This is a genomic window from Methylobacterium sp. CM6247 (genome assembly GCF_054817925.1).
In genome coordinates, this window is sequence record NZ_JBTXKX010000003.1 from 4,302,704 (window position 1) to 4,326,134 (window position 23,431).

At 64.2% G+C, this 23,431-nt stretch carries 17 protein-coding genes and 4 pseudogenes; 7 read left to right on the top strand and 14 right to left on the bottom strand.

Annotated elements, in window-relative coordinates; all coding sequences use genetic code 11:
- Positions 1-556 precede the first annotated feature (556 nt).
- Positions 557-7,102, bottom strand: a complete 6,546-nt coding sequence (locus tag ACYQOP_RS21320; protein WP_461223921.1) for a hypothetical protein — start codon at positions 7,100-7,102, stop codon at positions 557-559.
- A 656-nt stretch (positions 7,103-7,758) separates the two neighbouring features.
- Here ACYQOP_RS21320 and ACYQOP_RS21325 point away from each other — a divergent pair.
- Together ACYQOP_RS21325 and ACYQOP_RS21330 are read left to right on the top strand one after the other, a co-directional pair.
- Positions 7,759-8,838, top strand: a complete 1,080-nt coding sequence (locus tag ACYQOP_RS21325; RefSeq protein ID WP_461223923.1) for a helix-turn-helix transcriptional regulator — start codon at positions 7,759-7,761, stop codon at positions 8,836-8,838.
- A gap of 83 nt (positions 8,839-8,921) precedes the next feature.
- Positions 8,922-9,095: pseudogene (locus tag ACYQOP_RS21330) on the top strand (transposase); the annotation flags it as partial.
- A gap of 46 nt (positions 9,096-9,141) precedes the next feature.
- Here the strand turns inward: ACYQOP_RS21330 and ACYQOP_RS21335 are convergent.
- The 4 genes and pseudogenes from ACYQOP_RS21335 to ACYQOP_RS21350 form a co-directional block, all read right to left on the bottom strand.
- Positions 9,142-10,086: pseudogene (locus ACYQOP_RS21335) on the bottom strand (alginate export family protein).
- 57 nt (positions 10,087-10,143) lie between these two features.
- Positions 10,144-10,269, bottom strand: a complete 126-nt coding sequence (locus tag ACYQOP_RS21340) for a hypothetical protein (RefSeq protein WP_461223925.1) — start codon at positions 10,267-10,269, stop codon at positions 10,144-10,146.
- A gap of 35 nt (positions 10,270-10,304) precedes the next feature.
- Complete coding sequence (locus ACYQOP_RS21345) at positions 10,305-10,958, bottom strand: hydrolase (protein ID WP_461223927.1); 654 nt, start codon at positions 10,956-10,958, stop codon at positions 10,305-10,307.
- Positions 10,959-11,060: 102 nt separating this feature from the next.
- Positions 11,061-12,017 carry a zinc-dependent alcohol dehydrogenase family protein gene (locus tag ACYQOP_RS21350; protein ID WP_461223929.1) on the bottom strand — a complete coding sequence of 319 codons (957 nt, stop codon included), beginning with the start codon at positions 12,015-12,017 and terminating at the stop codon, positions 11,061-11,063.
- 95 nt (positions 12,018-12,112) lie between these two features.
- Here ACYQOP_RS21350 and gcvA point away from each other — a divergent pair, with 95 nt between their 5' ends.
- From gcvA to ACYQOP_RS21365, 3 genes are all read left to right on the top strand, one after another.
- The gene (gene gcvA, locus ACYQOP_RS21355) at positions 12,113-13,054 is read left to right on the top strand and encodes a transcriptional regulator GcvA (protein ID WP_461223931.1); all 942 of its coding nucleotides are present in this window, start codon (positions 12,113-12,115) and stop codon (positions 13,052-13,054) included.
- A 459-nt stretch (positions 13,055-13,513) separates the two neighbouring features.
- Positions 13,514-14,863, top strand: a complete 1,350-nt coding sequence (locus ACYQOP_RS21360; RefSeq protein WP_461223933.1) for a site-specific DNA-methyltransferase — start codon at positions 13,514-13,516, stop codon at positions 14,861-14,863.
- On the top strand, positions 14,863-15,354 hold the full coding sequence (locus ACYQOP_RS21365) for a DUF5681 domain-containing protein (protein ID WP_461223935.1): 492 nt from the start codon (positions 14,863-14,865) through the stop codon (positions 15,352-15,354). Before ACYQOP_RS21360 ends, ACYQOP_RS21365 begins: the two co-directional genes overlap by 1 nt.
- Before the next feature lie 519 nt (positions 15,355-15,873).
- Here the strand turns inward: ACYQOP_RS21365 and ACYQOP_RS21370 are convergent.
- From ACYQOP_RS21370 to ACYQOP_RS21385, 4 genes and pseudogenes are all read right to left on the bottom strand, one after another.
- Positions 15,874-16,695: pseudogene (locus tag ACYQOP_RS21370) on the bottom strand (transposase).
- 42 nt (positions 16,696-16,737) lie between these two features.
- Positions 16,738-17,070 (bottom strand): IS3 family transposase, encoded by a 333-nt coding sequence (locus ACYQOP_RS21375; RefSeq protein ID WP_056426305.1) that lies wholly within the window; start codon positions 17,068-17,070, stop codon positions 16,738-16,740.
- Positions 17,067-17,294, bottom strand: coding sequence for a hypothetical protein (locus ACYQOP_RS21380; protein WP_461223937.1), 228 nt, complete (start codon positions 17,292-17,294; stop codon positions 17,067-17,069). The genes ACYQOP_RS21375 and ACYQOP_RS21380 overlap by 4 nt, the downstream gene beginning before the upstream one ends.
- Positions 17,295-17,420 carry a hypothetical protein gene (locus tag ACYQOP_RS21385; protein ID WP_461223939.1) on the bottom strand — a complete coding sequence of 42 codons (126 nt, stop codon included), beginning with the start codon at positions 17,418-17,420 and terminating at the stop codon, positions 17,295-17,297.
- Between the two features lie 823 nt (positions 17,421-18,243).
- Here ACYQOP_RS21385 and ACYQOP_RS21390 point away from each other — a divergent pair.
- Complete coding sequence (locus ACYQOP_RS21390; RefSeq protein WP_461223941.1) at positions 18,244-19,260, top strand: zinc-binding alcohol dehydrogenase family protein; 1,017 nt, start codon at positions 18,244-18,246, stop codon at positions 19,258-19,260.
- A gap of 82 nt (positions 19,261-19,342) precedes the next feature.
- Positions 19,343-19,525: pseudogene (locus ACYQOP_RS21395) on the top strand (cupin domain-containing protein); the annotation flags it as partial.
- Positions 19,526-19,601: 76 nt separating this feature from the next.
- Here ACYQOP_RS21395 and ACYQOP_RS21400 read toward each other — a convergent pair.
- The 5 genes from ACYQOP_RS21400 to ACYQOP_RS21420 form a co-directional block, all read right to left on the bottom strand.
- Positions 19,602-19,898 (bottom strand): putative quinol monooxygenase, encoded by a 297-nt coding sequence (locus tag ACYQOP_RS21400; RefSeq protein WP_461223943.1) that lies wholly within the window; start codon positions 19,896-19,898, stop codon positions 19,602-19,604.
- An 87-nt stretch (positions 19,899-19,985) separates the two neighbouring features.
- Positions 19,986-20,864: a LysR substrate-binding domain-containing protein gene (locus tag ACYQOP_RS21405; protein WP_461223945.1), complete on the bottom strand. Its 879-nt coding sequence runs from the start codon at positions 20,862-20,864 to the stop codon at positions 19,986-19,988.
- A 77-nt stretch (positions 20,865-20,941) separates the two neighbouring features.
- The gene (locus ACYQOP_RS21410; protein ID WP_461223947.1) at positions 20,942-21,652 is read right to left on the bottom strand and encodes a L,D-transpeptidase; all 711 of its coding nucleotides are present in this window, start codon (positions 21,650-21,652) and stop codon (positions 20,942-20,944) included.
- Positions 21,653-21,913: 261 nt separating this feature from the next.
- Positions 21,914-22,660, bottom strand: coding sequence for a hypothetical protein (locus ACYQOP_RS21415; protein WP_461223949.1), 747 nt, complete (start codon positions 22,658-22,660; stop codon positions 21,914-21,916).
- Positions 22,661-22,847: 187 nt separating this feature from the next.
- Entirely contained in the window at positions 22,848-23,408 is a 561-nt protein-coding gene (locus tag ACYQOP_RS21420; RefSeq protein WP_056426320.1) for an HAD domain-containing protein, read from the bottom strand.
- Between the last annotated feature and the right edge of the window lie 23 nt (positions 23,409-23,431).

Here is a 23,431-nt window from a genome sequence, read left to right on the forward strand (position 1 = left end):
CGGTCAATCCGATCTGCGATGGTCCTACCCAGCCGACGCGCTCGGCGATGTCGTGGTCTTTATGCGAAGAACAGTCTTGAGTCGGCCGTCAGCTCAGTATTTCTATCACAATTTGGCCCGTTCAAGTGACAAATGGCGAGTCAGCAGAGTTTTATTTTACCGATGGTCGTCAAGATGACTGTGGTACGAGCAGATTACTACCATTGATAGATATAAAATATGAAATATACCCTTAATAACATGATCGACATATAGATAATACCAGTAGTTGGCCGGTTTACATTTAGTATGCAGAGGCAGCGCAGGAGTGGCCGACGCATTATCCCCTGTCACTGCATCCACGACGAACACGGCAGGTTGGTCGGGATCTATCGGACGCTGGGGGGCGACCCCCTAAAAGTGGTCCTCCCTGAGGTGTGGCTTTGAGCAATGTTGAAGTTGACCTTGTTCCTGGTTCACAGGCGCCCCTGCCATCTTCGACGCTCTCGACCGAGCGCCTGAACCATCCGTCTGATTCAGTGCTCCAGTTCGGGAGATCGGCCGGACCCAAGTGGGTTCAGAAACGATAGGCGAGGCTAGCGGTTGCCCCATGCCTCGTGATTTCCTTGGCAAATTCGCCGTCATATTGGATGCGCACGTCGAGTGCTCCGTCCTGATAGAGCTGAACGCCCGCAGTGACGCGGCCCGAGGCCCGCTCGATTGATGCTTGCAGAGCGAAGCCATCGCTCGAAGGCGCGCTGGTAAAGTTAGCGAAACCGCGCCAGTTCGTGGTGGTGCGTAGGCCTACGCCGGCAGAGAGGAAGCTGCGCAGAACCAAACCGTCTGAAAGCTCATTACGCCTACCAATCTCAAGCGCTGGAGTGAGGATGGCCGTCGAATACGAACTGCCGGCGAAGGTAAGGCCGATCCCACCGGGCTCCACTTCTGTGAAGGCATTGTTGCGGGCATGAACCAGGTCTAGGTTCAGATAGGGCCTCAGATAGAAGTCGTCGGCCTGCAGAGTGTAGGCCGCCCGGGTGCGGATGCCGGCAGTGTAGAAGGCGCTTTCTGCGCTCGCCATCGACGTGTAACCCGGCGCTGCGATCCGGCGTTTGATGTCGTACTCGCCATAACTGCCGAAGACTGCGCCGGTCAGCAGCAGAGGTCCGGACTGGTATTTCAACGTGACTGCGCCCTGCACGGTCGAGCCCGCGGCGGAGACGCCGTCGCGACCGCCAAAGGCATTGCCCTGATAGGCGAGAGCGCCGCCCAGCAGGAGTCCGGGGATAATTTCGCTCTGCCCTCCGACCTGCCACGCAGCGGAGTCCATGCTGGACCTGCCACGATCGGCATCGCCCCGGAGCCATGCTCGCTGTCCGCGCGTCGTCGCGTAGAAGCAAGCCCCCTCGACCAGGAGCGCCTGAGAGCTCCCGGGGGCACTGCTGAATATCGGGCAGCTCATTGAGTTGTCGGCGATGCTGGAGGCGTCTGCGACGGAGCGGGCGAACAGCGTTGCCATGCTACGCGGTGAGAACTGGGCAAGTGAGTGCATGAATTGACCGCGATCGGAGCCCGCACTGGCATCGAGCCCAGCGAAGAGCGGACCAAGTCCGGCATTGCCGGTGGCGAACACATGCTCCAGTGCGCTGAGCACGGCGCCTTGGTGCTGTGTCAGGCCGAAGCGGGCCCGGTCGAAATGCGTGCCTGTGATGGCAACGTCATATTGGCCGAGGGTTTCGCGCAGTGTGTAGGAGAACAGCGGGCTGTCAGGGGCCTTGAGCGAACCCGAAACGGTGCCGTCCACGGTCAAAGCCGGCAGAAAAATATTGGGCATCGCGCTGGCAAGGTTCGGGCGGATGCTGCCGTCGAGAACGGCGTTTCCTGTTACGACAAAGGTGCCGCTGCGCAGGTTGCTGTAGTCGAGATGCGGTGAAATCCGTCCTGTGGACGTCTGGACAAGATGGCCGTCGACATAGGAGCGCCTTCCCGGCATAGCCATCAGGGTGCCGGAATTGGTCAAAGTGCCGGCCGTCTCGTCGGGGGGATGCCCAAAGGTATTCTGGAAGTTGCCGTCGATCGAGCCGCCCTGGAGCCAGGTGTTGCCGTAGATCTGGCCCTGATTGTCGACGTTGACCCCCATCCCTACCGCCTTGATAGCGCTGCCGGACAGGCCCCAGACCGAGCCGCTCGGACCGATATTGATTTGGTTAGAGGCGTTCCCGCCAGCGACCAGGATGCCGACGCCCTGTGCTCCGGTGCCCCCCTCAATGGTACCATTGACGTTGATGGTGATCGGCCCGGCTCCACCGGGAGCGCTGCTCTGCGCAAAGACGCCGATGCTGTTCTCGCCCTTTGCCGAGACGCTTCCGTCGACGTTCACCGTCACGGTTCCCGCCGCCGAGCCGGCCCCCGTGCTGGTATGACCGGCAAAGACGCTGCCGTTGCTGGCGATCAGGCCACCACCGCCGCCGATGCTCTGCGCTAGGATGCCAAAGGCTCCTGCCCCGGTCGTCGAAATAGTCGCCGCCGTGCTTACGGTGACGTTCCCGCCGAGGCCCACACCGCCGGCAGCCGAACCACTATAGATCGAGGTCAGCTGCGGAGCTGGCCCGGTCTCGGCATATCCAGTGAAGAGGCCGCCACCGCCCCCAATGCTCTGGGCGATGATGCCGTGGCCGCCGATGCCAGAGGTGGAGATCGAGCTCTGCGCCTGCGATGCCGTGACCAAGACAGGTAGGCCGTTGCTCGAGCCGGCGCCCGACGAGATGTTCAACGAGCCGAACTGCTTGATGAATGCCGTCAACCCTGGCGAGGCCGCGACCACGCCGCCGCCGCCGCCCACGCTCTGGGCGATAAGCCCCGCGGCGCCGACGCCCTGCGTGCCAATGGTGCTGACGCCCCCGCCAAGATCGGCTGTAACGCCGCCACCCGCTCCCAGCGCGCCTGCTTGGCCGCCGATCGTGAAATTCACCGCCCAGTCGTTCGTCGAGGAGGTCGACCCCGTGGCCGAGAGGCCGCCGCCGCCGCCGACAGATTGCAGAACGATGCCATGTGCATTGTCACCTTGCGTCGTCAAGGCCAAATTCGCTGAATTGCCCGTGAGCGAAACGGTGCCGCCATCGCCACCGCCGCCGCCGGGCGTGGCCACCGTCATGCCGAGCTCAACGCTGCCCGACGGTGCTTCGGAGCCGTCATAACCGACGCCGCCGCCGCCACCGACGCTCTGCATCAGGATGCCGATCGCATGTGAGCCGCTCGTGGAAATCGTTGGTGAGCCCGAAAGGTTGACCGTGGCTGTACCGCCATTGGCGCCACCGCCGCCCCCTCCGCTGATGCCGAGCGTGAGCGAACTGCTGATTGAAAGCTGCGCCAAAGCGGTCAGCGGCGTGTTCGCGCTCCCGCCTGCGACGGCCATGCCGCCAAGGCCACCGCCGCCGCCGATGCTCTGCGCCAGCAGTCCCGGCGAGAAATCGCCCTGCGTGGTGATGCCGCCCGAGAGGTTCGCGGTCACGCTGCCGCCGACCCCGCCGGAGCCGCCGAAGCCGCCGATTGACAGCGTTGGCTTGACGTAGATCGTGCCCAGCGGCACCGATATGCCCTCGACGGCGCCGACGATAGGCTGCGTAGCGGATGGAATCGAGGGCGCGACGCCGGCCGTCCCGCCGACGCCGCCGCCGCCGCCGACGGACTGGGCGACAACGCCGGGCGCATTCTTGCCCTGGGTTCTGATCGAACCCGCATGGTTGACTGTAACGGTCCCGCCATTGCCGCCGCTGCCGCCGGTGCGCCCAAGATTGATTGTGGGGGTGATTGAAATCGTGGGCGTCACCTGGGTCTCACTGAGGCTTCCGGCCCAACTCATGAGGCCGCCTATGCTGAGAGAGCCTCCGGAAGCGACGCCGCCGCCGCCGCCGATCGATTGGACGAGCAGTCCCGTCGCGCTGACGCCTGCGGTCGTGATTACGCCATCGGAATTGACCGTGCCGGTGGCGGCGCCGCCGTTTCCGCCGGTGCCACCGGTAGATCCGACGGTGACGCCGATGCTGAGATTCGCGCTGGTTCCGATGCTATTCGTGTTTGCCGACCCGATACCCGCATTGCCGCCGCCGCCGCCGATCGACTGCACCATGCCGCCAATCGAGTAGTCGCCATAGGTATTGATGATCGAGTTGGACAAAGCGTTGTTGCCGACCGTCAGCGTCGCAGCTCCGCCATCTCCGCCGGCGCAGGAGGAGGACGAGCTGCACTGGCCGCCGACCGCCACGCTCAGGTTGAGCGCGAACTGAAGCAGGCTGCCGCTGTTGCCAGGCAGCGAGCCGTAGCCTACGCCGGCCGCCATCGAGGAGCTGTCGCCACCTTGTCCGCCGCCGCCGCCGATCGACTGAACCTGAGCGCCGTTGCTACCAGTGCCATAGGTCGAGACGCTGGTCCCGTCGCCAAGGGCGATCGAGGCCGTGCTTCCGTTGAGGATCGCTGAGCCGCCATTGCCGCCCGAGCCGCCGACGGCGTAAGCCATTGCCAATGTCGGCGTGCCGGAAATCCCGTCCTCCGAGGGGATCGGCAGCGAGAGCGCTGTGGCCTGGGCCGAGGCGCCCCCGCCCACCCCGCCGCTTCCGCCGATCGACTGCGCCAGGATTCCCGGCGCATCGAATTGGCTATCCTGGCTTGCCTGTCCATTCTGGCTGGAGCCAGTCGTGATCGTCGATCCCGACAAACCGACATTCACCGTGCCAGGAGCTCCGCCGTCACCCCCGCTGCCGCCGACCGCGACCGAAAAGCTGAGGAACCCATTGGAATCAGTCGCATAGGCAGCCCCACCGGCGCCGCCGCTGCCGCCAATGGACTGGGCAACGAGCCCGATCGCGCCGGTGCCGGTCGTGTTGGCGACCAAGCCATTGGCACCGACGGTCACGGTGCCGCCCGCGCCGCCCGCTCCCGCCGTCCCGCCGATGGACACGCTGTCGAGTCCCGATCCGTAGGCGTTGCCGCCGATGCCGCCGCCGCCGCCGATCGACTGCGCGACTACCGTGTGGGAGAGCGTGCCCGACGTTGACAATGCCCCCGCAGAGCCGCCGCCAAGCGTGAGCTGGATGTTGCCGCCGGCCCCCCCATTGCCGGACGCCCCGCCATCGACACTGATCATGCCGCCTGCAGTGCCGCCGGCGCCACCATCGCCGCCGATGGACTGGGCCACGATGGCCTGGGCGCTCTCGCCGGAGGTCGTAATCATGCCCGTGCTGGTCAGCGCGATCACGCCGCCGGCGGCACCTGATGCACCCCGGCCGCCGCTGTCGGAGAAGGGACTGCCGGAGGCGTTGCCGCCAGCGCCGCCGCTGCCCGAAATCGATTGTGCCAGAATGCCCTGTGAATAGGCGCCAAAGGTGGTGATCGCGCCGGAATGCGTGACGCTGATCTGGCCGACCGAACCACCTGCTCCAGCGGTCCCGCTGGTGTTGTCTGTAAGGCCGGTCGCGTCTGCTCCCCTTCCGCCGCCGCCCGACAATGCCTGCACGAGGATACCGCGCGATGTGTCGCCCCTGGTCGTGATGGATGCGCCCGAAGTGACAGTAACCCCGCCGGAGCTTCCGCCTTGGCCGCCATTGCCACCATGCCCCGACCCGAGTCCGGCAGTGACATCTCCGGCATCGCCGGCATTGCCGCCGCTGCTGATCGCCGTAATGCCGTTAGCCGACTCACCAGAAGTTTTGAGCGTCACGCCATTGCTCAGTAAGACAGTGACGAGCCCTGTGATGCCCCCCGATCCGCCATTCTGACCCTGGGCATAGGTGTCGTTGGCGTCGACGACACCGGAATCACCCCCCTGGCCTCCCTGCGCCTTTGCCAGGATGGCGCTTGACGTCGCGCCATTGGTAACAATGGTTACGCCCTCGCCAAGATTTACGGTGACCGGATCTCCACGACCACCTGAGCCGCCGCCGCTAGGGTTGATGCCACTGCCACGCGCTTCGCCACCGTTGCCACCAGCGCCGCCCTGGGTGGTCGCCTCGATGCCGGCCGAGTTTGCGCCGCTCGTCGTAATCGAAAGAATGCCAGTACTTGCGACGGACACCGCTGTCTGATTAACAGAGGCGCCGGAATTACCGCCAGATCCACCATTGCCGGGCGTGACGTCAATGCTCACACCGTTGCCATCGTCACCACCACTCGATGCATTCCCACCAATTGCAGAAGCAAAAATACCGGACGCATTGTTGCCCTTCGTTGTGATGATGTTGCCGGGACCGGAGGCACCTTGTGCCATCGTGACGGTCAGTGAGCTGCCGCTGCCCCCGTCCGCTCCGTTGCTGTTGTCATATCCGATGGCGGTGCCGGCCGCGCCACCACGCTGCCTTGCGACTATTGCTGCGATGTTGTCACCGCTGGTGCTGACGCTAGTGTCGGTCAGGTTCACAGTCATGGCCTGAACAGCGCCGCCGCGGCCGGCAGACATGTCATGATAGCCCGTGCCACCAGTGCCGCCATTCTGCTCGACCGCGATAGCGGCGCCACTTGCAACGTTGGCGTCCGTGGCAAGGGTGAACGTACTGTTGTTGATCGTCACGTTTGAAGTGAGCGCCGCGCCGCCCGGTGCACCGCTATTGTCGTGGCTGGTGCTCCCTCCGCCCGTTTGGCCTGATGCCTGGGCGTACAGGCCGTACAGCGCGTCTGGAGCCCAGCCCGCCTGCATGAAACTGAGATTCAGCGTCATGTTAGCGAGATTCGTTGTTACGGTCCCGGACGTCCCGCCCGCCGACGGGGCGTCGGAGTTCGCGGCAGCTCCTCCCGAAGCAGCCTGCAGGATTCCGCCAATCGCACCGCTCTGAGGGAGCGAGCCTGGGCTCGTCAGTAACAAGCCCGCACCGGAGCTGTTCAGTGATAGATTTATCCCGTTGAAAGAGTAGGGGCTGGTTTGGTTCAGCGCAAACGGGATACCCACGGGATCGCCCGGCCAACTGTATGGCGAAACAGCCGAGAAATTATACGCAATGGAGCCGCTTATTGACGCCATAGGCGAGAGATATTGCGGCGCGTTTGTACTCTGAGCAAATACGACGCTGACGCTGACCGCGGGGAACACTGTAAAAACAAAATATAGGACGTGGGTGCAGGAAATGCGATGCATGGGACGACTACCTTTTGTAATGGCCCATTTCAGTGCGCCGGCAAGTTTTCAATACTAACGTCGGGGAAGCTTGCTCTCTTGGGCGCATCGCCCCATCTGCGAGCGGCAGTTCACGGCCGAACTCACAGCGCCAGAGCCTAGGATTTAGAAAATTCGTGATTAAATAGAAAGCCTTAGTTGGATGCAGGCCCGCAAAAACGGGAAGAAGCCGATCGAGGGGCGAACTCGCAACGGACGAAATTGTACAGGCCGCAGTGCTCAGCGGGTTGGTATCGTTGATCATCACGTCCCGAACGAACCCGATGCCACCACCCAAGTCTCGTTGAGCCGTGCCTATGCTCGATATGGTCAGTGATTTGGCTACACCGGTCATCCGTCGTGCTTCCTGTTCAAATATCTGTACAGCAACGTCCGTATCTCGTGCAGGAGGGACCCTTAGCCATCGTCTCCGGATCAGCTGCCACTCGCCCGCCATTGCGAGTTTGAGAAATTCGCCATGGCACCGAGGTGCGCGAAGGGCGCGCATGTACCGGAACTGATTCCATAAAAGACTAGAACGATAAGTTCGCCTCCGCTTAACCCTTGAGGGTTAAAGGTGCCGCTCCAGGACTGGGCTGTGCAAACGAGGAGGTGATCGCGTGGCGAGGGCCTGTGAAATGACCGAGGAACTGATTGATCTCATTTACGCAGTTTTACTCGGCGAGACGTCGTGGCAGCAGTTTCTGGACACCCTTGCGGCAGGTATACCGAATGGAAAAGTCGTAATGGTGATGCACGGCATCGCCAGTCCCGAACAGGGTTATGTCCCGCTCAACGCAGGATTCGAGGACAGGTCAATTGAGATATACAATGCCCACTACGCGGCTTTAAATGTCTGGCAGCCACCGTTAACAAGACGAGCGGTCGGAATCGGATTTATCGACGATGAACTGTTTCCGCCCCAAAAGCTCGTCGCCAGTGAGTTTTTTAATGACTACCTAATACCGAACGATATAAAGGCGATGGCCTGTGCTAAAATTGGCGATGTCAACCACTACTCGTTCTCAATTGCCACCCTGAGCGCTCAAAGCGATCATCAGCTCAAGAAGGTTATGGCCGATCGCCTTACGGGGCTCGGCCCTCATCTTAAGCGCGCTTTCGACTACCATAGGAAAGGCGCGAACAATCGCGCGGCGGCAGAAATAGGCGTCGCATTGTTTGACGCGATCGGCATAGGGGTCGTCGTGATCGGTGACGATGCGAGCGTCAAAACCATCTCTACAGCCGGGCAGGCCATGCTGACGAAAAATTCGCCTGTTCGCATTTCTCCATTGGGTCGATTTGGCTTACGGGACGCGCAACTGCAGGTCATTCTGAATGGGATGTTGGAAAGAAAATATGCTGGGCCAAAGGTCGTCAGCCAGTTCTCGCACAAAACAAAGCTGACATTTATTTTAGTGAATAAGGATTGTGTCTCGCTATACTTCGAGGGGCCGACTGTCATCGTGCTTATGGAACAATTAGGCCGTGGCGCTACGGCGTTCGATCCGCAGCTCGTTTCCCTTGTCTATGGGCTAACCAAGGCGGAAACGCGCGCTGTCTCCGGAATCGCAACCGGAAAATCTGTCGATCAGATCGCACAAGACGCGTCTCTCTCGCGGGAGACGATCCGCGCTCAGATGAAAAGCCTTTACGCAAAAACAGGTGCGTCCAGCGAAGCTGACATATTGAGGTTAATAGGGTTTAACCCGGCGTGACTTGACCGGCGAGTTGACCCTGATCCGGCAAACTGGTCCGTGATGAGCGCACGTTTTCCGGGCATCCTGAACCCTGAAGAAGGGTGGGTGCCACGCCTTGCAAATGCTTCACGAACAAACAGACCGCCTTTGCCCCGCGGCAAACGGAGAATGGTGCGACGGTGGACGAAGGCTGCCGGAAGATGAGTGTGTCCGAGCCAACCTTCTACCGCTGGAGGATACAGTTCGTCGGCATGGGCGTGTCGGAAATTTATCGCGAAGCCGTAAAGCTCGCCGGTCTGGCCTGGTTTCGCGTCGTGCCCGTCAGACAGTGGGCCTCATCACGGTGGGGCGGAGGTGGATTAGGTTGCGCGGGCCGATCGGCGAGAGCGCGCCAAAATACTTACCTTTCGGAAATAGCGGATTGAAGGTCCCGAGCTTCTCGTCGTTCTGATCGGCATCCCCTGAGATCACGTCGGCGGTGAGGCTGCCAGCGGGTTGCAGCGGCACGTCGCGAAAGCGACGGCCGATTTCGCCGCCAACACCCCAGTCCGCAATCGGATGGCCAGCAAAGCGTCCGCCCTGGAGGACCGCCTCGGCGTTCCAGAACCATGCGTCGGTGTCACCGAAGAACCTCGTGCGGTAGGTATGGTCCGTCGCCCTGCCATCACCCTAGTCGAACACCGCGCTGCGATCCTCCAGCCCTAGATAATAGGCGTCGAACCCGGTGGCCTGGTCCCGGGTCAGCCATCGCGTCGTATAGAGAACCCAGAGCCTCTTCTGGCGGGAGGCCCGATTATCGAGATCGCCACGAAGGATGTCGACCGGGCGGAAGGACAAGGCGGTCGCCTGACCGCTCTCGCCCGTCAGCTTGGCGTCGACGCCGTCGAAAGCCTGCGGAACGTTGGGGCCGTAGCGCGTGTCGATCAGGCGTCCGGCACCGAGCGAGACGAGCTTGCGTCCCACCGACAGCCGCAGTGCGAGGCGCTCGCCGACCCGCATGTGAGTCTCGACGAAGCCCTGCAGCATATCCGCGCCTGTGGTAACTACGGGGCGCGGCGGGCGGCCGGTGCCCGTGATCGCGGAGAAAATGGGCTGCACGAAGACCCGCAGCGTTCCCGCGTGCAGGTCGACATAGGGTAGCATGCGCAGCCGGACGAAGGAATTGTTGCACGCCGATCCCCATTCGACGCTGGAATAGTCCTCGTAGCGGGTGCGGATCTCCACGCTGGTCGAGAGATAGATCGAGCCATCCCCGGTCAGCGGGATGTACTTGAACCGCTCCGTCCAGCCGCCCGTGCGCCTCGCGGGATCGGCGTGGTAGGATCAGTCCTCCGGATAGCGCTCGATGGTGAGCGTCGGCGCACGGGCGACGTTGGTCGAGACTTGAGCCCCGGCCGAGGTGGAGATCGCGGCGAGCGCCACCGCAACGACTAGGCTCGATGGTCTCATCAATAACCCTCCCGAGCGCGGCGGCCGTTCTCCAATCAGCCTGCGTCTTTCGGCACGGGTGTGGCGAGGAGCTGCTGCTCCCAAAGATATGCGATCCCGCTCCCCGCGGCGTGCTGATTGAGCACTTCGGTGACACCGACGGCAGTGTCTAACCGAGCCCAATCGCGTTGCCATTCCGCCATCACCGCCAGCCAGGTCAACATGTTCACGCCGGCCCGAATCATACGCTGGATGGCGACCTCGTGAGCCTCGACCGAGACACCGCCGGAGGCGTCGGTGACCACCGTGACGTCCCAACCTTCGCCTGCCGCCTGGATCGCTGGCATCGCAACACAGACTTCGGTCCAGAGGCCTGCGATGATCAGTTGCGTGCGGCCGGTCGCCTTAACCGCATCCACTACCTTCTCATCCTCCCAGGTGTTGACGAACGTTCTGTCGATCACTTCTTGGCCAGGAAAGACATCGGTGACCTGTGGGAAGATCACCCCGCCCCGATCGGCGATCACGCTCGTCAGGATGGTGGGAACGCCGAATACCTTAGCGGATTTCGCAAGCGCAGTCGTATTGTTGACGACCATGTGTGGATCGTGGCTGTTCAGGTTCGTGAGCTGGTAGGGCTGATGATCGATCAGAACGAGTACGGAGTCTTCGGGGCGAAGAAGCGAATCAAGGCCGTTGCGAAATTTCATGATTATCTCCTCTTTTGCTGGCTTTGGGGTGTAGTAGTCGTCTTCGGCCTACAGGACATGGCGACGTATTAGGTCAGGGACTCCGGCAAAGATCAGGCGGCGTCACGATCTGACCCGGAGCACGATCTTGCCCTTCATCCGGCCCTCCTCCGAGCGCGCGTGAGCGCGTGCGACTTCGTCGAGGGGAAACTCCAAGCCAACCTGCGGCACCACCAGGCCTCGCTCGATGAGGCGCGTGAGGGCATCGAGCTTGCTGCTGTTCTGGCGCGAGAAAACGAAGTGGTAGGTCGCGTTCCGGCCCCAGGCGTCGATGAGGTTCTGGGGCGTCGCGGTGTCGACCAGGGTGACCACGCGCCCATCCTCGCGGAGAATGCGTGGGGAACGTGAAAGCGTGTCGCGACCAAGGGTATCCAGGACGACGTCGATGCCCCTGCCGTCAGTCAGGCGATTGACGGCGTCCACGTAGTCCTCGCGCTCGAAATCGATGACTGCCGAGGCACCGAGCCGTTTGACGAGCGCCACGTCGCTGCCGCGCGCCGTCGCCAGGACCCGCGCACCGATGGCCTTGGCGACCTGGACGGCGATGGCCCCGACGCCGCCGGCGCCGCCATGGATCAGCACGGTCTCGGTCACCTGCAATCGGGCGCGCTCGACCAGCCCTTCCCAGACGGTCACGCCGACGAGACTGACGCTCGCCGCCTCGGCATGTGTGATGTTGACCGGCTTCCGCGCCACGATGTCGACGTCCGCCAGATGGTATTCCGCGTACGATCCCGGCCCGTCGAAGATCCGCGACGTGTAATAGACCTCATCCCCGACACGGAACTCCGTCACGTTGGATCCGATCTGGTCGACGACGCCGGAGACGTCGTGCCCGATGATGGCCGGTAGCTCGACCTGGTCGGCGTAGTCACCGCGGCGGATCTGGTAGTCGAGCGGGTTGATCGACGTCGCATGCACTGCCACGCGGACCTGCCGCGGTCCCGGTCGGGGGGCAGGAAGCTCTCGAAGCTCGAAGCTGTCCGGCCCCCCGAACCTCGTCAACACCATGGCTTTCAAGTGAGTCTCCTGTCGTTGGCAGGCGCCTTTGTGTCAGTTGGGATACGGGATGACGAACTCGTTCTCCTCACGGGACGGATGAGGTACATTCAGCCATGACGATGAGAAGATCGCTTCCCCCGCTCGCGACGCTGCGGGCCTTCGAGGCGGCAGGGCGCCGCCTGAGCTTCCGCGGAGCAGCCGATGAACTGGGCGTCACGCCGACCGCCATCAGCCATCAGATCCGGCTTCTCGAACAGACCCTGGGGCTGCGCCTCTTCCACCGCGAGACGCGCCGGGTCCGACTGACCGCCGAGGGAGCCGTACTGCTGCCTGTGCTCCGCGATGGCTTCGACGCGTTCGCCGAAGCCATCGACCAGATCCGCGGCCGGCACCCAACCGGTGTCCTCACGCTCTCAGCTCCGACCGCGTTCGTCGCGAAATGGCTGGTGCCACGGCTTGCCGACTTCCGTGCCGCGCATCCCAGTTGCGACCTGCGACTGCACGCGTCCGACAGCCTGATCGACTTCGCGCGCGATGGCGTGGACGTCGCTGTCCGGTACGGGCCGGGTCCTTATTCCGATTTCGGCGCTCACAGGCTTCTGTCCGAGCGCGTTACTCCTGCTTGTAGTCCCCACCTCGCCATACGATCCGTGGGTGACTTGAGAAATCACACGCTGCTGCATTTCGAGTGGCCCCGCCTAACCGACGAGACGCCGACTTGGCCTGCCTGGTTGCGGCATGCTGGGGTGACCGGCGTCGATGGCAGAGCGGGCATTCGGTTCAGCGACGAGGGGCACGTCATCCAGGCCGCGATCGCCGGCCAGGGGATAGCCCTCCTCTCGGATGTGCTGACCGCCGACGAGTTGATGAGCGGCGCTCTGGTCCAACCCTTCGGGCCAGTCCTCGACGCGCACCCTTACTGGGTCGTTCACCCGCGTCACTCGGTTCGGAAATCAGATGTCGAGAAGTTGGTCAGCTGGCTTGTCTCCGCCGCTGTAGGTTCAGTGCCGACGGGCGCCAAGCCGAATGTCGCCTTTCGGGAGACAACCTCATGACGGCTCACCACCCAACCCGGTCGTAGAGCAGGCCGGCGGATTTCGAACCATGACGGACGAAGGAGGGGAACTTCACGGCTGATAAGTCCTATCGGCGTGCCGTAAGATGACGGGACAGTGGTTCAGGTCGTCGATGCGTAGTGTCCGTTGATGCCAAGAACTCGCGAAGAAGCGTCTTGACACCCGACGGGTAAACTGCGCATTTTCATTAAGTAGAAGTTTTCGTGTCCGCAGCGGACCGGCTTGGACCCACCCGCAATCGTGATCCCTTCCGAACGGCGCGCCTGACAGGCTCGCTGCGCGATTGCACGTCCCCTCGCCCCGCGGCACCTGCCCCGGGGCGTTTCTGTCTCCGGGCTTGAGCGGCCCTTCTCTTACAGCACTGCGCCGACTTTGACCCTGCTGCCGTCCGGCACGCGGGCTCGTCGTCGTGCGCGCTTTTCCAAGGACATCCCCATCATGACGACGAACGCACTGGCCTTCCCCACGGCCGGGTTGACCATCCTCGACCAGGTTCCGGCTGCTCTCAGGGCCAACCCGCGCAACGCCCGCACCCATTCGAAGAAGCAGATCGCCAAGATCGCCGACAGCATCAGGGCGTTCGGCTTCACCGTGCCGCTCGTCGTCGACGAAACCGGGCTCGTGCTCGCCGGGCACGGACGCTTGTTGGCAGCCAAGCAACTCGGCCTGCCCACCGTCCCGACCGTCCGGCTCGATCACCTGAGCGACACGCAGAAGCGCGCCTATGCGATCGCCGACAACAAGATCGCCACCCTCGCCGGCTGGGATCGGGCGACCCTCGCTCTCGAGCTTGGCGAACTCTCGATCCACCTTCCGGAGATTGGGCTGGATCTCTCCATCACCGGCTTCGAGATCGCCGAGCTCGATCTGCTGACGGGGGATCTCGAAGAGGAGCGCCTCGCCTCGCGCGAGGACGAGCAGCATGAGCCGGAAGCACCGGTCTCGCAGCTAGGCGACCTCTGGCAGCTTGGCCCGCACCGGATCCTGTGCGGCAGCGCCTGCAGTAGCGATGACGTCGAGCGTCTGATGGGCGGACGAGAGGCTGACATGGTCTTCACCGATCCGCCCTACAACGTGCCCGTCAACGGCCACGTCATGGGCCGCGGCCGGGTCCAGCACCGTGAGTTCGTCATGGGCTCTGGCGAGATGACGGAGGAGGCCTTCATGGCCTTCCTGAGCGAGAGCCTCGGCAATGCCGTCTCGGTCTCGTGTGACGGGGCTCTGCACTACGTCTGCATGGATTGGCGTCACCTACCGGAGCTGCATGCCGCGACCCGACCGCTCTACGGCGAGCAGAAGAACCTCATCGTGTGGAGCAAGACCAATCCGGGGCAGGGCTCGCTCTACCGCTCGCAGCACGAGCTCATCGCGCTCTACAAGGTCGGCACGGCGAGCCACACCAACAATGTCGAGCTTGGCCGGCACGGGCGCAACCGTTCGAACGTGTGGACCTATTCCGGGGTCAACACCTTCAAGGGCGCGGGCGATCTCGCGCTGCATCCCACGGTCAAGCCGGTGGCCCTGGTCGTCGATGCGATCAAGGACGTGACGCGCCGCGGTGCGATCGTCCTCGATCCGTTCTCCGGCAGCGGTACGACCTTGCTGGCTGCAGAGAAGACGGGACGCGAGGCGCGGGTGCTCGAACTCGACCCGGTCTATGTCGATGTCGCTGTTCGGCGCTGGCAGGCGTTCACGGGCCGTGACGCCATTCTCGACGGTACGGACGAGACCTGGGACGAGATCCGATCGGTCCGTACGGCCCCTGCCCTGCTCGAGGAGGCTGCGTGATGGCGGATGCTGCGAACACCACGATGATCAAACCGAAGCGGCCCGCCGCGTACGAGGTCGGGTACGGTAAACCGCCGGCCGACCATCGCTTCCGGAAGGGTCAGTCCGGCAATCCCCGCGGGCGGCCCCGGGGGCACTCAGCCCCGCTTGGTCGGCGCGATCTTCTGGACGCGCTCACCCAGGCCGCACGTGAGCCGATTGCCATCACCAAGGATGGCCGCACGATCCGGACCACTCAGATCGAGGCGCTCGCCCAGCAGCTCACCCGGAAGGCACTGCAGGGCGACATGAAAGCCGCCAAGCTCCTTTTCGATACCATCAAGGCCCTGGCACCGGCGACGGAGTTCGATGGGATGTCGCCGGAGGAACGGCAGGTGGCCCTGGACAATCGTCCGAAGCTCCACCCTGGCATTGAAGTCCGGTTCGTCGACGCTGGCGATATGCGCTCGAGGCTCGGAGACACCTTAGCCCCCTCCCCTGATGCCTCATAATCCCAATCAGCCGGGGAGCCTTACGGCTCTCCGGCTTTTTTGCATTCGAACCCAGACGATCCCTGCCCTGGCCGATCGGCTTGCCTGTTTCGCCGACACGCGTCCCTGTTTGGCTGAGACCAATTCCCTGTTCCAGCGCACAGGGAATTGCCCCTTAAGTCATTGCCTTGGCTGCTGTATTACCGGGCCAGACCGAGCTCGGGAACTGTACCGCGCCGTTTTCCCTGTTGTTTTCCCTGTTAGCAGGGAAATGGCAGCAGAGACCGGTTTGGACCGGATGGGTGCCCCACCACCTTTTTCCTTTTATGATGCCTCGAAATTGACTCGACGCGAGGACCATTCGAGGGCTACCGGAACCGGAAACGTGTTTTGACCCCGCTTGGGTGGGTCGCGGCAAGGGGCGGTCGGAAACGAAACCAACCCACTGTTTGAACCGCGCCGGCTTTCCCAGAGGTCGTGTCCCTTGGCGTGGTGTAGCTTGGTGTGGGCCACCACGATCACCGGCTTGGGTCGGGAGGATCAGGCTGCCAGGGTCGGCAGGCTGATGAGGGGATCATCGCCGATTGGGGCGATGCTTTCCAGGGTCATGTAGCGGGCACGTTGCACGGCCCATTCGTCGTTCCGCTCCAGCAGGATGGCGCTGACGAGGCGGGTGATGGCGGCCTCGTCGGGGAAGATACCGATCGCTTCGGTCCGGCGTTTGATCTCGCCGTTCAGTCGTTGGAGGGGGGTCGTGGAGTGGAGCTTGTGACCCGGTGGGCGGCCGGGAAGCCCATGTATGCCAGCACGTCGGGCTCCGCCGTGTCCATCAGGGCGGCGCGCTTGGGCGCTATGGGGCGAAGCTGATCGGCGAAGACGACGCGGCGGCCCGAGCGGCCGGCATGGGCGAGCACGTTCCTCATGACGCCGGAGGCGCCGCGAGCGCAGCGAAGCGAACTGGATGCGGCAGCGCTGCTAGGTGGGGTTCATCACCTTGGCCACCGAGGCCTTGATGCCCTCGTGGGCGTCCGAGATCACGAGCTTGACGCCGCGCCGGCCCCGGCGCGCCAGCTTCCGGAGGAACGCCGTCCAGAACGTCTTGGCCTCCGACGGGCCGACGTCCATGCCGAGGACCCTGCGCCGGCCGTCACTGTTGACGCCGACCGCCACGATGACGGCGGCCGAGACGATCCGGTCGTCCTCCAGCCGCTCGGCGCTCTTCTCGTCGTGGGCCGCGCCGGTCAGGCCGCCCACTTCCAACTCCAAAAGTCGCTCGGCGACAAAGCCGATCATTTCGCGCAGCAGATCGGTGTCGGCGCTCTCCTCCATCAACCCACGCAGGGCCATGATCTCGTCGGTCATCGGGGAGCTCTCCGGTTCGGGGCTGGAAGTCGCAACCCGACCCTACCCGGCAACCGCCGATGACCACCCGTCAGCTACACCACTGCCTGGGACACAACCATGTCGGGCCATGTTCGGGAAGATCGGGCTCTCGTAATCGCTATCGGTGGTCGTGACATAGCGGCGCCGAACGCGTGGCTGCAGGTCATGGGCGCGCATGAGGCGGCGGACCTTTTTGTGATTCACCCGCCATCCCTGCTGGCGCAGAGCTGCCTGGACGCGGCGCCAGCCGTAGGCTTCGAACGCGTCGCCGACCGCGGCCATAGCCTCGACTCGGGCGGTGCCGTCGGCAGCACGCATCGGAGCGTCGTAGTAGGTGGAGTGCGCCAGACTCATCCGTCGGCATCCCTCCGCGACGGAGAGGCTGCCGGGCCGGTGATTACGGACGTAGGCTCGCTTCTCGGCAACGGTCCGTTGCGCAGAGCTCCCTTTAAAAACTCAAGCTCAAGCGCCTGCCGGCCGACGAGCCGTTCGAGCGCGGCGATGCGCGCCTCGTAGGCTTGGATCGTGTCGTCGGCGACCGCGTCATCATCGAACGCGCCGGCTTCGTACTTCTGCACTTAGACGCGCACGAGGTTGCGCAAGAGATCGTGGCGCTTGGCCAAGCCGTGCAGCGTCTCGCCGGACAGGTACTCCTGCGCAACCTGACGCTTGAACGCGACGCTATGGGAACGGTGCCGTGCCATGGTCTTCATCCTTCGAAGATCCAACAATCCGGTCAATCAGCCTTGTCCAATCCGTCCACCCCCAGGGCCCCCCTCCAAGTATCTCGGCGCAATTCAGCATGTCGCGATAGGACGTCGTTGTCCGGTGCGTAACGTAGGAAGCGTTCGTCCAGCACCTACTTGGTGAAAAGGACGATGACGGAGCGTGTGCCCTGTCGCTCCCGTCGAACCGTTCAGTCGTTTTCTTTATCGCATCGATCAGAATTACGCGCTTATCGAATTGTAGATCGGACGGCATTCTGAGGGGGCGCTGTCGATGAGGATTCGCGCCGCGAACCCCGCAACCGGACGCGACCGAACCGAGATGCCTGTCCCGGAAGACGCCAATCATGGCCGCCTCAGCGACGACTCCTGCCCCACGTGCCGCTGCCCGCCCTGCCCGTCGCGATGGGCCGGTTTCGGCCGGGCCCGCACGCGCTCGCCCGATGGGGGATGTCGTGCGGCCGCTCGCTGCAGCGATCCTGACACCGCTGGCCTATGCCGCCGAATGGCCTTTCACCGGTGACGGCAATGCCACCTTCTGGACCTGCCTCGTCTTCGTCGGTCCCGTCCCACGGCCTTCTGCTTCTGCGCCGTCAACGCCGCGAGCGCGCGATCTTCGGCGAGGGCGATCTCGAACCTCATGGTCGCGGTGCCGGTCACCGGTCTCGCCCTCTCCATCACAGCCCTGCACGAGGCCTCGAGCCTCGACCTGATCGTCGGTCCTTTGCCATCGTGCTGGGCATCGCCGCGAGCACGGTACCGATCCCGTCCCTGACTTCCCCACCAAACGAGGAGCACTCTAATGAAGGCCGTCGGTTTTCACACATCCCTGCCGATCGAGAACGAAGTGTCGCTGGTCGATCTCGATCTGCCAGCCCCGACGCCCGGTCCGCGCGATCTGCTCGTCCGGGTGCAGGCCGTCTCGGTGAACCCCGTCGACACAAAGGTCCGCGCCCGCGTCACCCCGGCCGAGGGCCAGCCGCACATCCTCGGCTACGACGCGGTCGGAATCGTCGAGGCGGTCGGCGAAGAGGCTCGACTGTTCCGAACCGGGGATGCCGTGTTCTACGCCGGAGCGCTGGGGCGGCCCGGGACGAATGCCGAGCTCCACTGCGTCGATGAACGCATCGTCGGCCACAAGCCCGCTTCGCTTTCGGCGGCCGAGGCCGCAGCGATGCCGCTGACCGCGATCACCGCCTGGGAAGCTTTGTTCGACCGGCTCGACGTCGGCAAGCCGGTGCCGGGTGCCGCCCGGTCGATCCTCATCATCGGCGGGGCGGGCGGCGTCGGATCCATCGCGACGCAGCTCGCCCGCCAGCTCACGAATCTGACCGTCATCACCACCGCCTCGAGGCCCGAGACCGCCGCCTGGAGCCGCGAGCTCGGTGCCCATCACATCATCGATCACACCCAACCGATCGCTGCCGAGATCGCGGCGCTGGGATTGGGCGCACCGGGCTTCGTGTTCTCGACCACCAACACCGATCAGCACGTGGCCGAGATCGCCGAACTGATCGCGCCGCAGGGTCGCTTCGCGCTGATCGACGATCCGGAGAGCCTCAACGTGGTACCCTTCAAGCGCAAGAGCGTGTCGACCCACTGGGAGTTCATGTTCACGCGCTCGATGTTCGAGACCGCCGACATGGAAGCACAGGGGCGGCTCCTCGACGAGGTTGCGCGCCTCGTGGATGCGGGCACGCTGAAAACCACCTTCGCCGAGAGCTTCGGCCCGATCTCGGCCGTCAACCTTCGGCGTGCGCATGCGCTGATCGAGAGCGGGCGGGCCAAGGGCAAGATCGTCCTGGAGGGCTGGGCATGAGCGGGGCATCGGCCCCGGACAGGCGTAGCGTGTTGGCGGGCGCCGGTGCGGCGATGTTGTTCGCGTCTGGGCCAGCCCACTCGGCCCTGGCGAACTCCTGTCCTTCGAGCGCGGCACCGTTCACGCCCTGCCGACGATCACGCAGGGGCCGATGATCCTCCTCTCGATCAACACGCCGCGCCGCGCGCCCACCGATATCATCTTCGTCGATCCCGCCGACGGGGCGCCCGAGACCTTCATGGCCCGCAACGCCCCGGAGGCTTGAGCACCGCTCGCGGTCGGTGGAATGTCGAGGCCGAAAGGGGGCCCGAACGTCCGGCGAGCGCTGTGAAGTTCGACGATCAGGCGATCCTGTTCAGGATTTCGATCGCGAGCGGCTCGCTCAGGAGTTCGTCGAAGCGGGCGGCGAGCGTATGGAAATTCACGCCATCGGCATGGATGTCGAGGGCGGCCTGACTTTCCCAGACCTCGTACATCACGATCGTGCCGGGCCGCTCACGACTTTCGTGAGCCACATAGGCGAGACAGCCGGGTTCCGCGAGCACGGCGGGCACCAGCGCCGCCATGGCCTGAACTAGCGCTGCCTCCTGTCCTTCGCGGGCCACAAGGCGGGCGATCAGATGGACGTGCTCGGACATGATCTGCTTATCCCTGCGTCTGTACCGGCCCCGCCGGACCCCATTATGGTGCGCAACGCCCCAGACGTGCTGATCGTCCGCCGACGCTCAGGCCGCGATGGTGAGCCCGTCATGGCCGGCGAGGCTCTGGCTGAGGAAGGTGATCAGTGGCTCCACGAGGTCGGGTGCCCGGTCTTCGCCGAGTACGCTGACCTCGGTCATGGGCAGGGCCGGCCAGAGCTCGGGCGCCCGCAGGATCTGTATGCCCTCCTGCACGAAGGAGCGCCCGAGCAACGTCACCCCGAGCCCGCCCGCCACCGCTGCCTGGACGCCCATCAGGCTGCTCGCCGTGCACGCGGCGACCCAGTCGCGCCGTACGGAATCGAGGGCCGCGATCATCTGCTCGCGATAGCTGCAGGGGGCCGCCAGCATCACCAGGCGCGCGGGCTTCGTAAAATCGAGCTGATAATCGGCGGAGGCGAGCCAGACGAAAGGCTCGCGCCAGATCACGCGCCCCCGCCCGTTCGCACCACTGCGCTTGACGATGACCGCATCGACCCGGTCCGCGTCGTAGGCTTCGAGGAGGTTGCAGCTCAACCCCGTCATCAGCGGGATATGGACGTCGGGATAGAGGCGGCCGAACCGGGCGAGGAGCTTCGGCAACTGACCGGGGATGAAGTCCTCCGACACACCGAGCCGCAGGGTGCCGCTCGCCGGCGGCTCCCGCCATCCGCGCAGGAACCGGTCGTTGAACTCCAGCATCTGGCGGGCCGCCACGAGCAGGCGCTCGCCGTCCGGCGTCAGTCCAAGCATGCGGCTGGTCCGGTCGAAGACCCGCCGGCCCAGGATCTCCTCGAGGCGCAGGACTTTCTGGCTCACCGCCGATTGCGAGCGATGCACGACGTCGGCGGCGGCCGTGAAACTCCCCGTCTCGGCCACCGCCACGAAGGCCCGCAGCAGATCGAGTTCCAGATCCGGGTGTCGCATCGCTCCGCCGTCTCCCATGATCGCACGCGCCAGCTTCGAGACCTGCCTCTCGCAGACCGCCCGCCGATCCGATGCCCTCAGCCACGCACCGAGGAAGATGCAGACTGGGCGACGGGGCCTTCAAATGTCTCGACATGCTCGTCCGCCGGTAGCACGACAACCCGCGTCTCGACCGGAACGCGGCCGTAGAGATCGATGATGTCCTGATTGAACATCCGGATACAGCCGGAGGAGACATCGGTGCCGATGGATTGCGGTTCTGTGGTGCCGTGGATGCGGTAGAGCGTATCGCGCGGACCTTCGAACAGGTAGAGCGCGCGCGGTCCTAGCGGGTTGCCGGGACCCCCGGCCATGCCGTTGCGCCACGGCCCGTTGCGGTCCGGTTCCCGTGCGAACATGTCCGCCGTCGGGGTCCAGCGTGGCCACTCGGCCTTGCGTCCCACCCGCGCCGATCCGCTCCAGGCCAGACCGGCCCTGCCGACGCCGACACCATAACGCAGGGCTCGGCCGTTCTCGCGTACGAGATAGAGAAACTTGTTACCCGGATCGACGACCAGCGTACCTGGCGTTTCGGCGCGCGGATAGGCGACCTCCTGGCGAAAGTAGCGGGGATCGATGCTGCCGATCTCGGTCGCCGGAAGGGGGAACCGTTCGTCGGGACGCGCACCATACATGGCGGTGAACGCCGCGTTCGGTGGCGGTACCACGGCCTCGCGCCGGGCCTCCATGGTCACGCAGCCACCGCCGGCAAGGCTCACCCAGGCCAGAAGGATGAGGATCGGAAGCATAGGACCGCCTCTACGCCGGAGGGAGGCAGCCGATCCCGACTTAGTCATGAGGCGTGCTACCTTTCCAGAGACGTTCGGCGCCGAAGGCATCGGATGGCCTTCAGACGCTCAGGCAAGATGCCTTTCGTCTAGGCCTGAGGGAAACGCATAGTTCTGATGGGTTTCAGATGACGATCGAATGGACGGCGCGCACCGGTAACTCGTCATCGCCCTCGATGCCGGCTTTCTGAACCTCTACCGCAAGATAGCGACGCCCGACGATCAGGCAGGCACGAGAGTTTTGCTCAACCTGGCCCGTGTTTCGCCGGCCAGACGGTGCAGGACATCCGCGTAGCGCGTGAACGAGCGCGCAAGAGGCGAGCGCCACAGGCCGTGTCCGTCATCACAGAGCGGATCGTTCACCACGGGACTGCCATCGGCGCCCACCAGGACGTTGCCGATGTTCGGATCGAGGCCTTGCGGCGATACCGCACGCAAGGACGCGACATAGGCTTCGTATCCGGGCCACGCGGCCCTGAAGTCCTCGCGGATCCCGTCGAAGCTCGCGTGATCGATCCGTGGCTCGTGGGCCGGCCATTCCACCTTGAACCGGTCTCGGACGCCCTCGTCCATCGCGACGCCCGGATGGTCCGCGATGACGGCATGGGCATAGGCCAGCCACCAGGCATCCCGCGCCGGATTCGTGAGCCGTGAGCCCACGGTCATCAGCGCGCCGCAGCGGCTGACCTGCAGGTCGTGGATACGCGGCGCGTGCGGGCCATCGGAGCCTGCGAACCCCTTGCGAAGCAGGGCCGCATAATCGCCGAACCCATCGGCCTTGCGTGCGAAGCGCACGATGACGTCCGGATGGTCCGGATGCGCATGGACGGTACCATGGTACCCGAATCCGATCTCCGACCAGCCTGTGGCGATGAGCGCGGCATAGGCCTCCGCGGCCGACCGTTCGGCGATGCCCAGGACCGCGAGCGAAGGACTGGACGTCCTTCCGTGAGTTCTGAACCCGAACATCGCAGCCACTTCTTCCTGCCGAACGACGATCCGACGCGACGCGCTCTCAGTAGCCGCACGGGTGCGGCGTCGAGGCGGGACCGGACGGGCAGGTCCGGCAAAGGTCCAGGAGGCCCTGTCGATGTCGGGGGCAGCGTGACGCGGGTGTCACTCCACTGTCATGGAATGACCGGTGCTTTCGAAAAGTTCAATCCCTATGGGGAAGTAAATCGGCGGTGCGTGGGAATGAGCCAATCTGACCCATCATTCCTCGAGGAGCCACCATACCCGCCAGCAGGTCGCGGGCCAGGATCCCCTCCGCCTCGCTTAGTCCGAGCTCTGCAACGGGACGAACGTGCCGACCCGCATGGGCCGGGCCGACCTCTACGTCGTCGAGGACGAGATAGTGCGTGATGTGGTTCCGGCTCGCGTGCTCGGTGATCTCATCGCCGCGCCCGGCTTGCTCGGCGGGAAGCATCGCGCCCGTTTCGGCATTCCTGCTCGTCGGCAGGATGGCCGTCCGCCAGTCCGGGTGAAAGCAGTCCTCGGATAGGCCGGCTTCCACCAGTGTCGGGCGGCAATCGTCGACGCGCCATGTGGACGACACGACCACCTTCGCGTCGAACTCCCGTACGAGGGCGGCAACGAGGGCGACCTGGGTCGGGTTGAGCCTGTCCTTCCCTGCTTGCCGTTGAAAGTCCACCGTCGTGACGACGCCGTCCACGTCGAGGTAGATCGTCAGCGCTCCCGCCCCTGTTCGTTCGCTCAAGGGGCCAGTCCCGTTTCGTGAAG

What these genes read in the sequence shown, in the direction of transcription:
- ACYQOP_RS21365 (WP_461223935.1), top strand. Translation starts at nt 14,863, where the DNA reads ATGGCGGATGCTGCGAACACCACGATGATCAAACCGAAGCGGCCCGCC.
- ACYQOP_RS21345 (WP_461223927.1), bottom strand. Translation starts at nt 10,958, where the DNA reads ATGAAATTTCGCAACGGCCTTGATTCGCTTCTTCGCCCCGAAGACTCC.
- ACYQOP_RS21375 (WP_056426305.1), bottom strand. Translation starts at nt 17,070, where the DNA reads ATGAGTCTGGCGCACTCCACCTACTACGACGCTCCGATGCGTGCTGCC.
- gcvA (WP_461223931.1), top strand. Translation starts at nt 12,113, where the DNA reads ATGACGATGAGAAGATCGCTTCCCCCGCTCGCGACGCTGCGGGCCTTC.
- ACYQOP_RS21325 (WP_461223923.1), top strand. Translation starts at nt 7,759, where the DNA reads ATGACCGAGGAACTGATTGATCTCATTTACGCAGTTTTACTCGGCGAG.
- ACYQOP_RS21360 (WP_461223933.1), top strand. Translation starts at nt 13,514, where the DNA reads ATGACGACGAACGCACTGGCCTTCCCCACGGCCGGGTTGACCATCCTC.
- ACYQOP_RS21320 (WP_461223921.1), bottom strand. Translation starts at nt 7,102, where the DNA reads ATGCATCGCATTTCCTGCACCCACGTCCTATATTTTGTTTTTACAGTG.
- ACYQOP_RS21415 (WP_461223949.1), bottom strand. Translation starts at nt 22,660, where the DNA reads ATGTTCGGGTTCAGAACTCACGGAAGGACGTCCAGTCCTTCGCTCGCG.
- ACYQOP_RS21385 (WP_461223939.1), bottom strand. Translation starts at nt 17,420, where the DNA reads ATGGCACGGCACCGTTCCCATAGCGTCGCGTTCAAGCGTCAGGTTGCG.
- ACYQOP_RS21400 (WP_461223943.1), bottom strand. Translation starts at nt 19,898, where the DNA reads ATGTCCGAGCACGTCCATCTGATCGCCCGCCTTGTGGCCCGCGAAGGA.
- ACYQOP_RS21405 (WP_461223945.1), bottom strand. Translation starts at nt 20,864, where the DNA reads ATGCGACACCCGGATCTGGAACTCGATCTGCTGCGGGCCTTCGTGGCG.
- ACYQOP_RS21410 (WP_461223947.1), bottom strand. Translation starts at nt 21,652, where the DNA reads ATGCTTCCGATCCTCATCCTTCTGGCCTGGGTGAGCCTTGCCGGCGGT.
- ACYQOP_RS21390 (WP_461223941.1), top strand. Translation starts at nt 18,244, where the DNA reads ATGAAGGCCGTCGGTTTTCACACATCCCTGCCGATCGAGAACGAAGTG.
- ACYQOP_RS21340 (WP_461223925.1), bottom strand. Translation starts at nt 10,269, where the DNA reads ATGAGACCATCGAGCCTAGTCGTTGCGGTGGCGCTCGCCGCGATCTCC.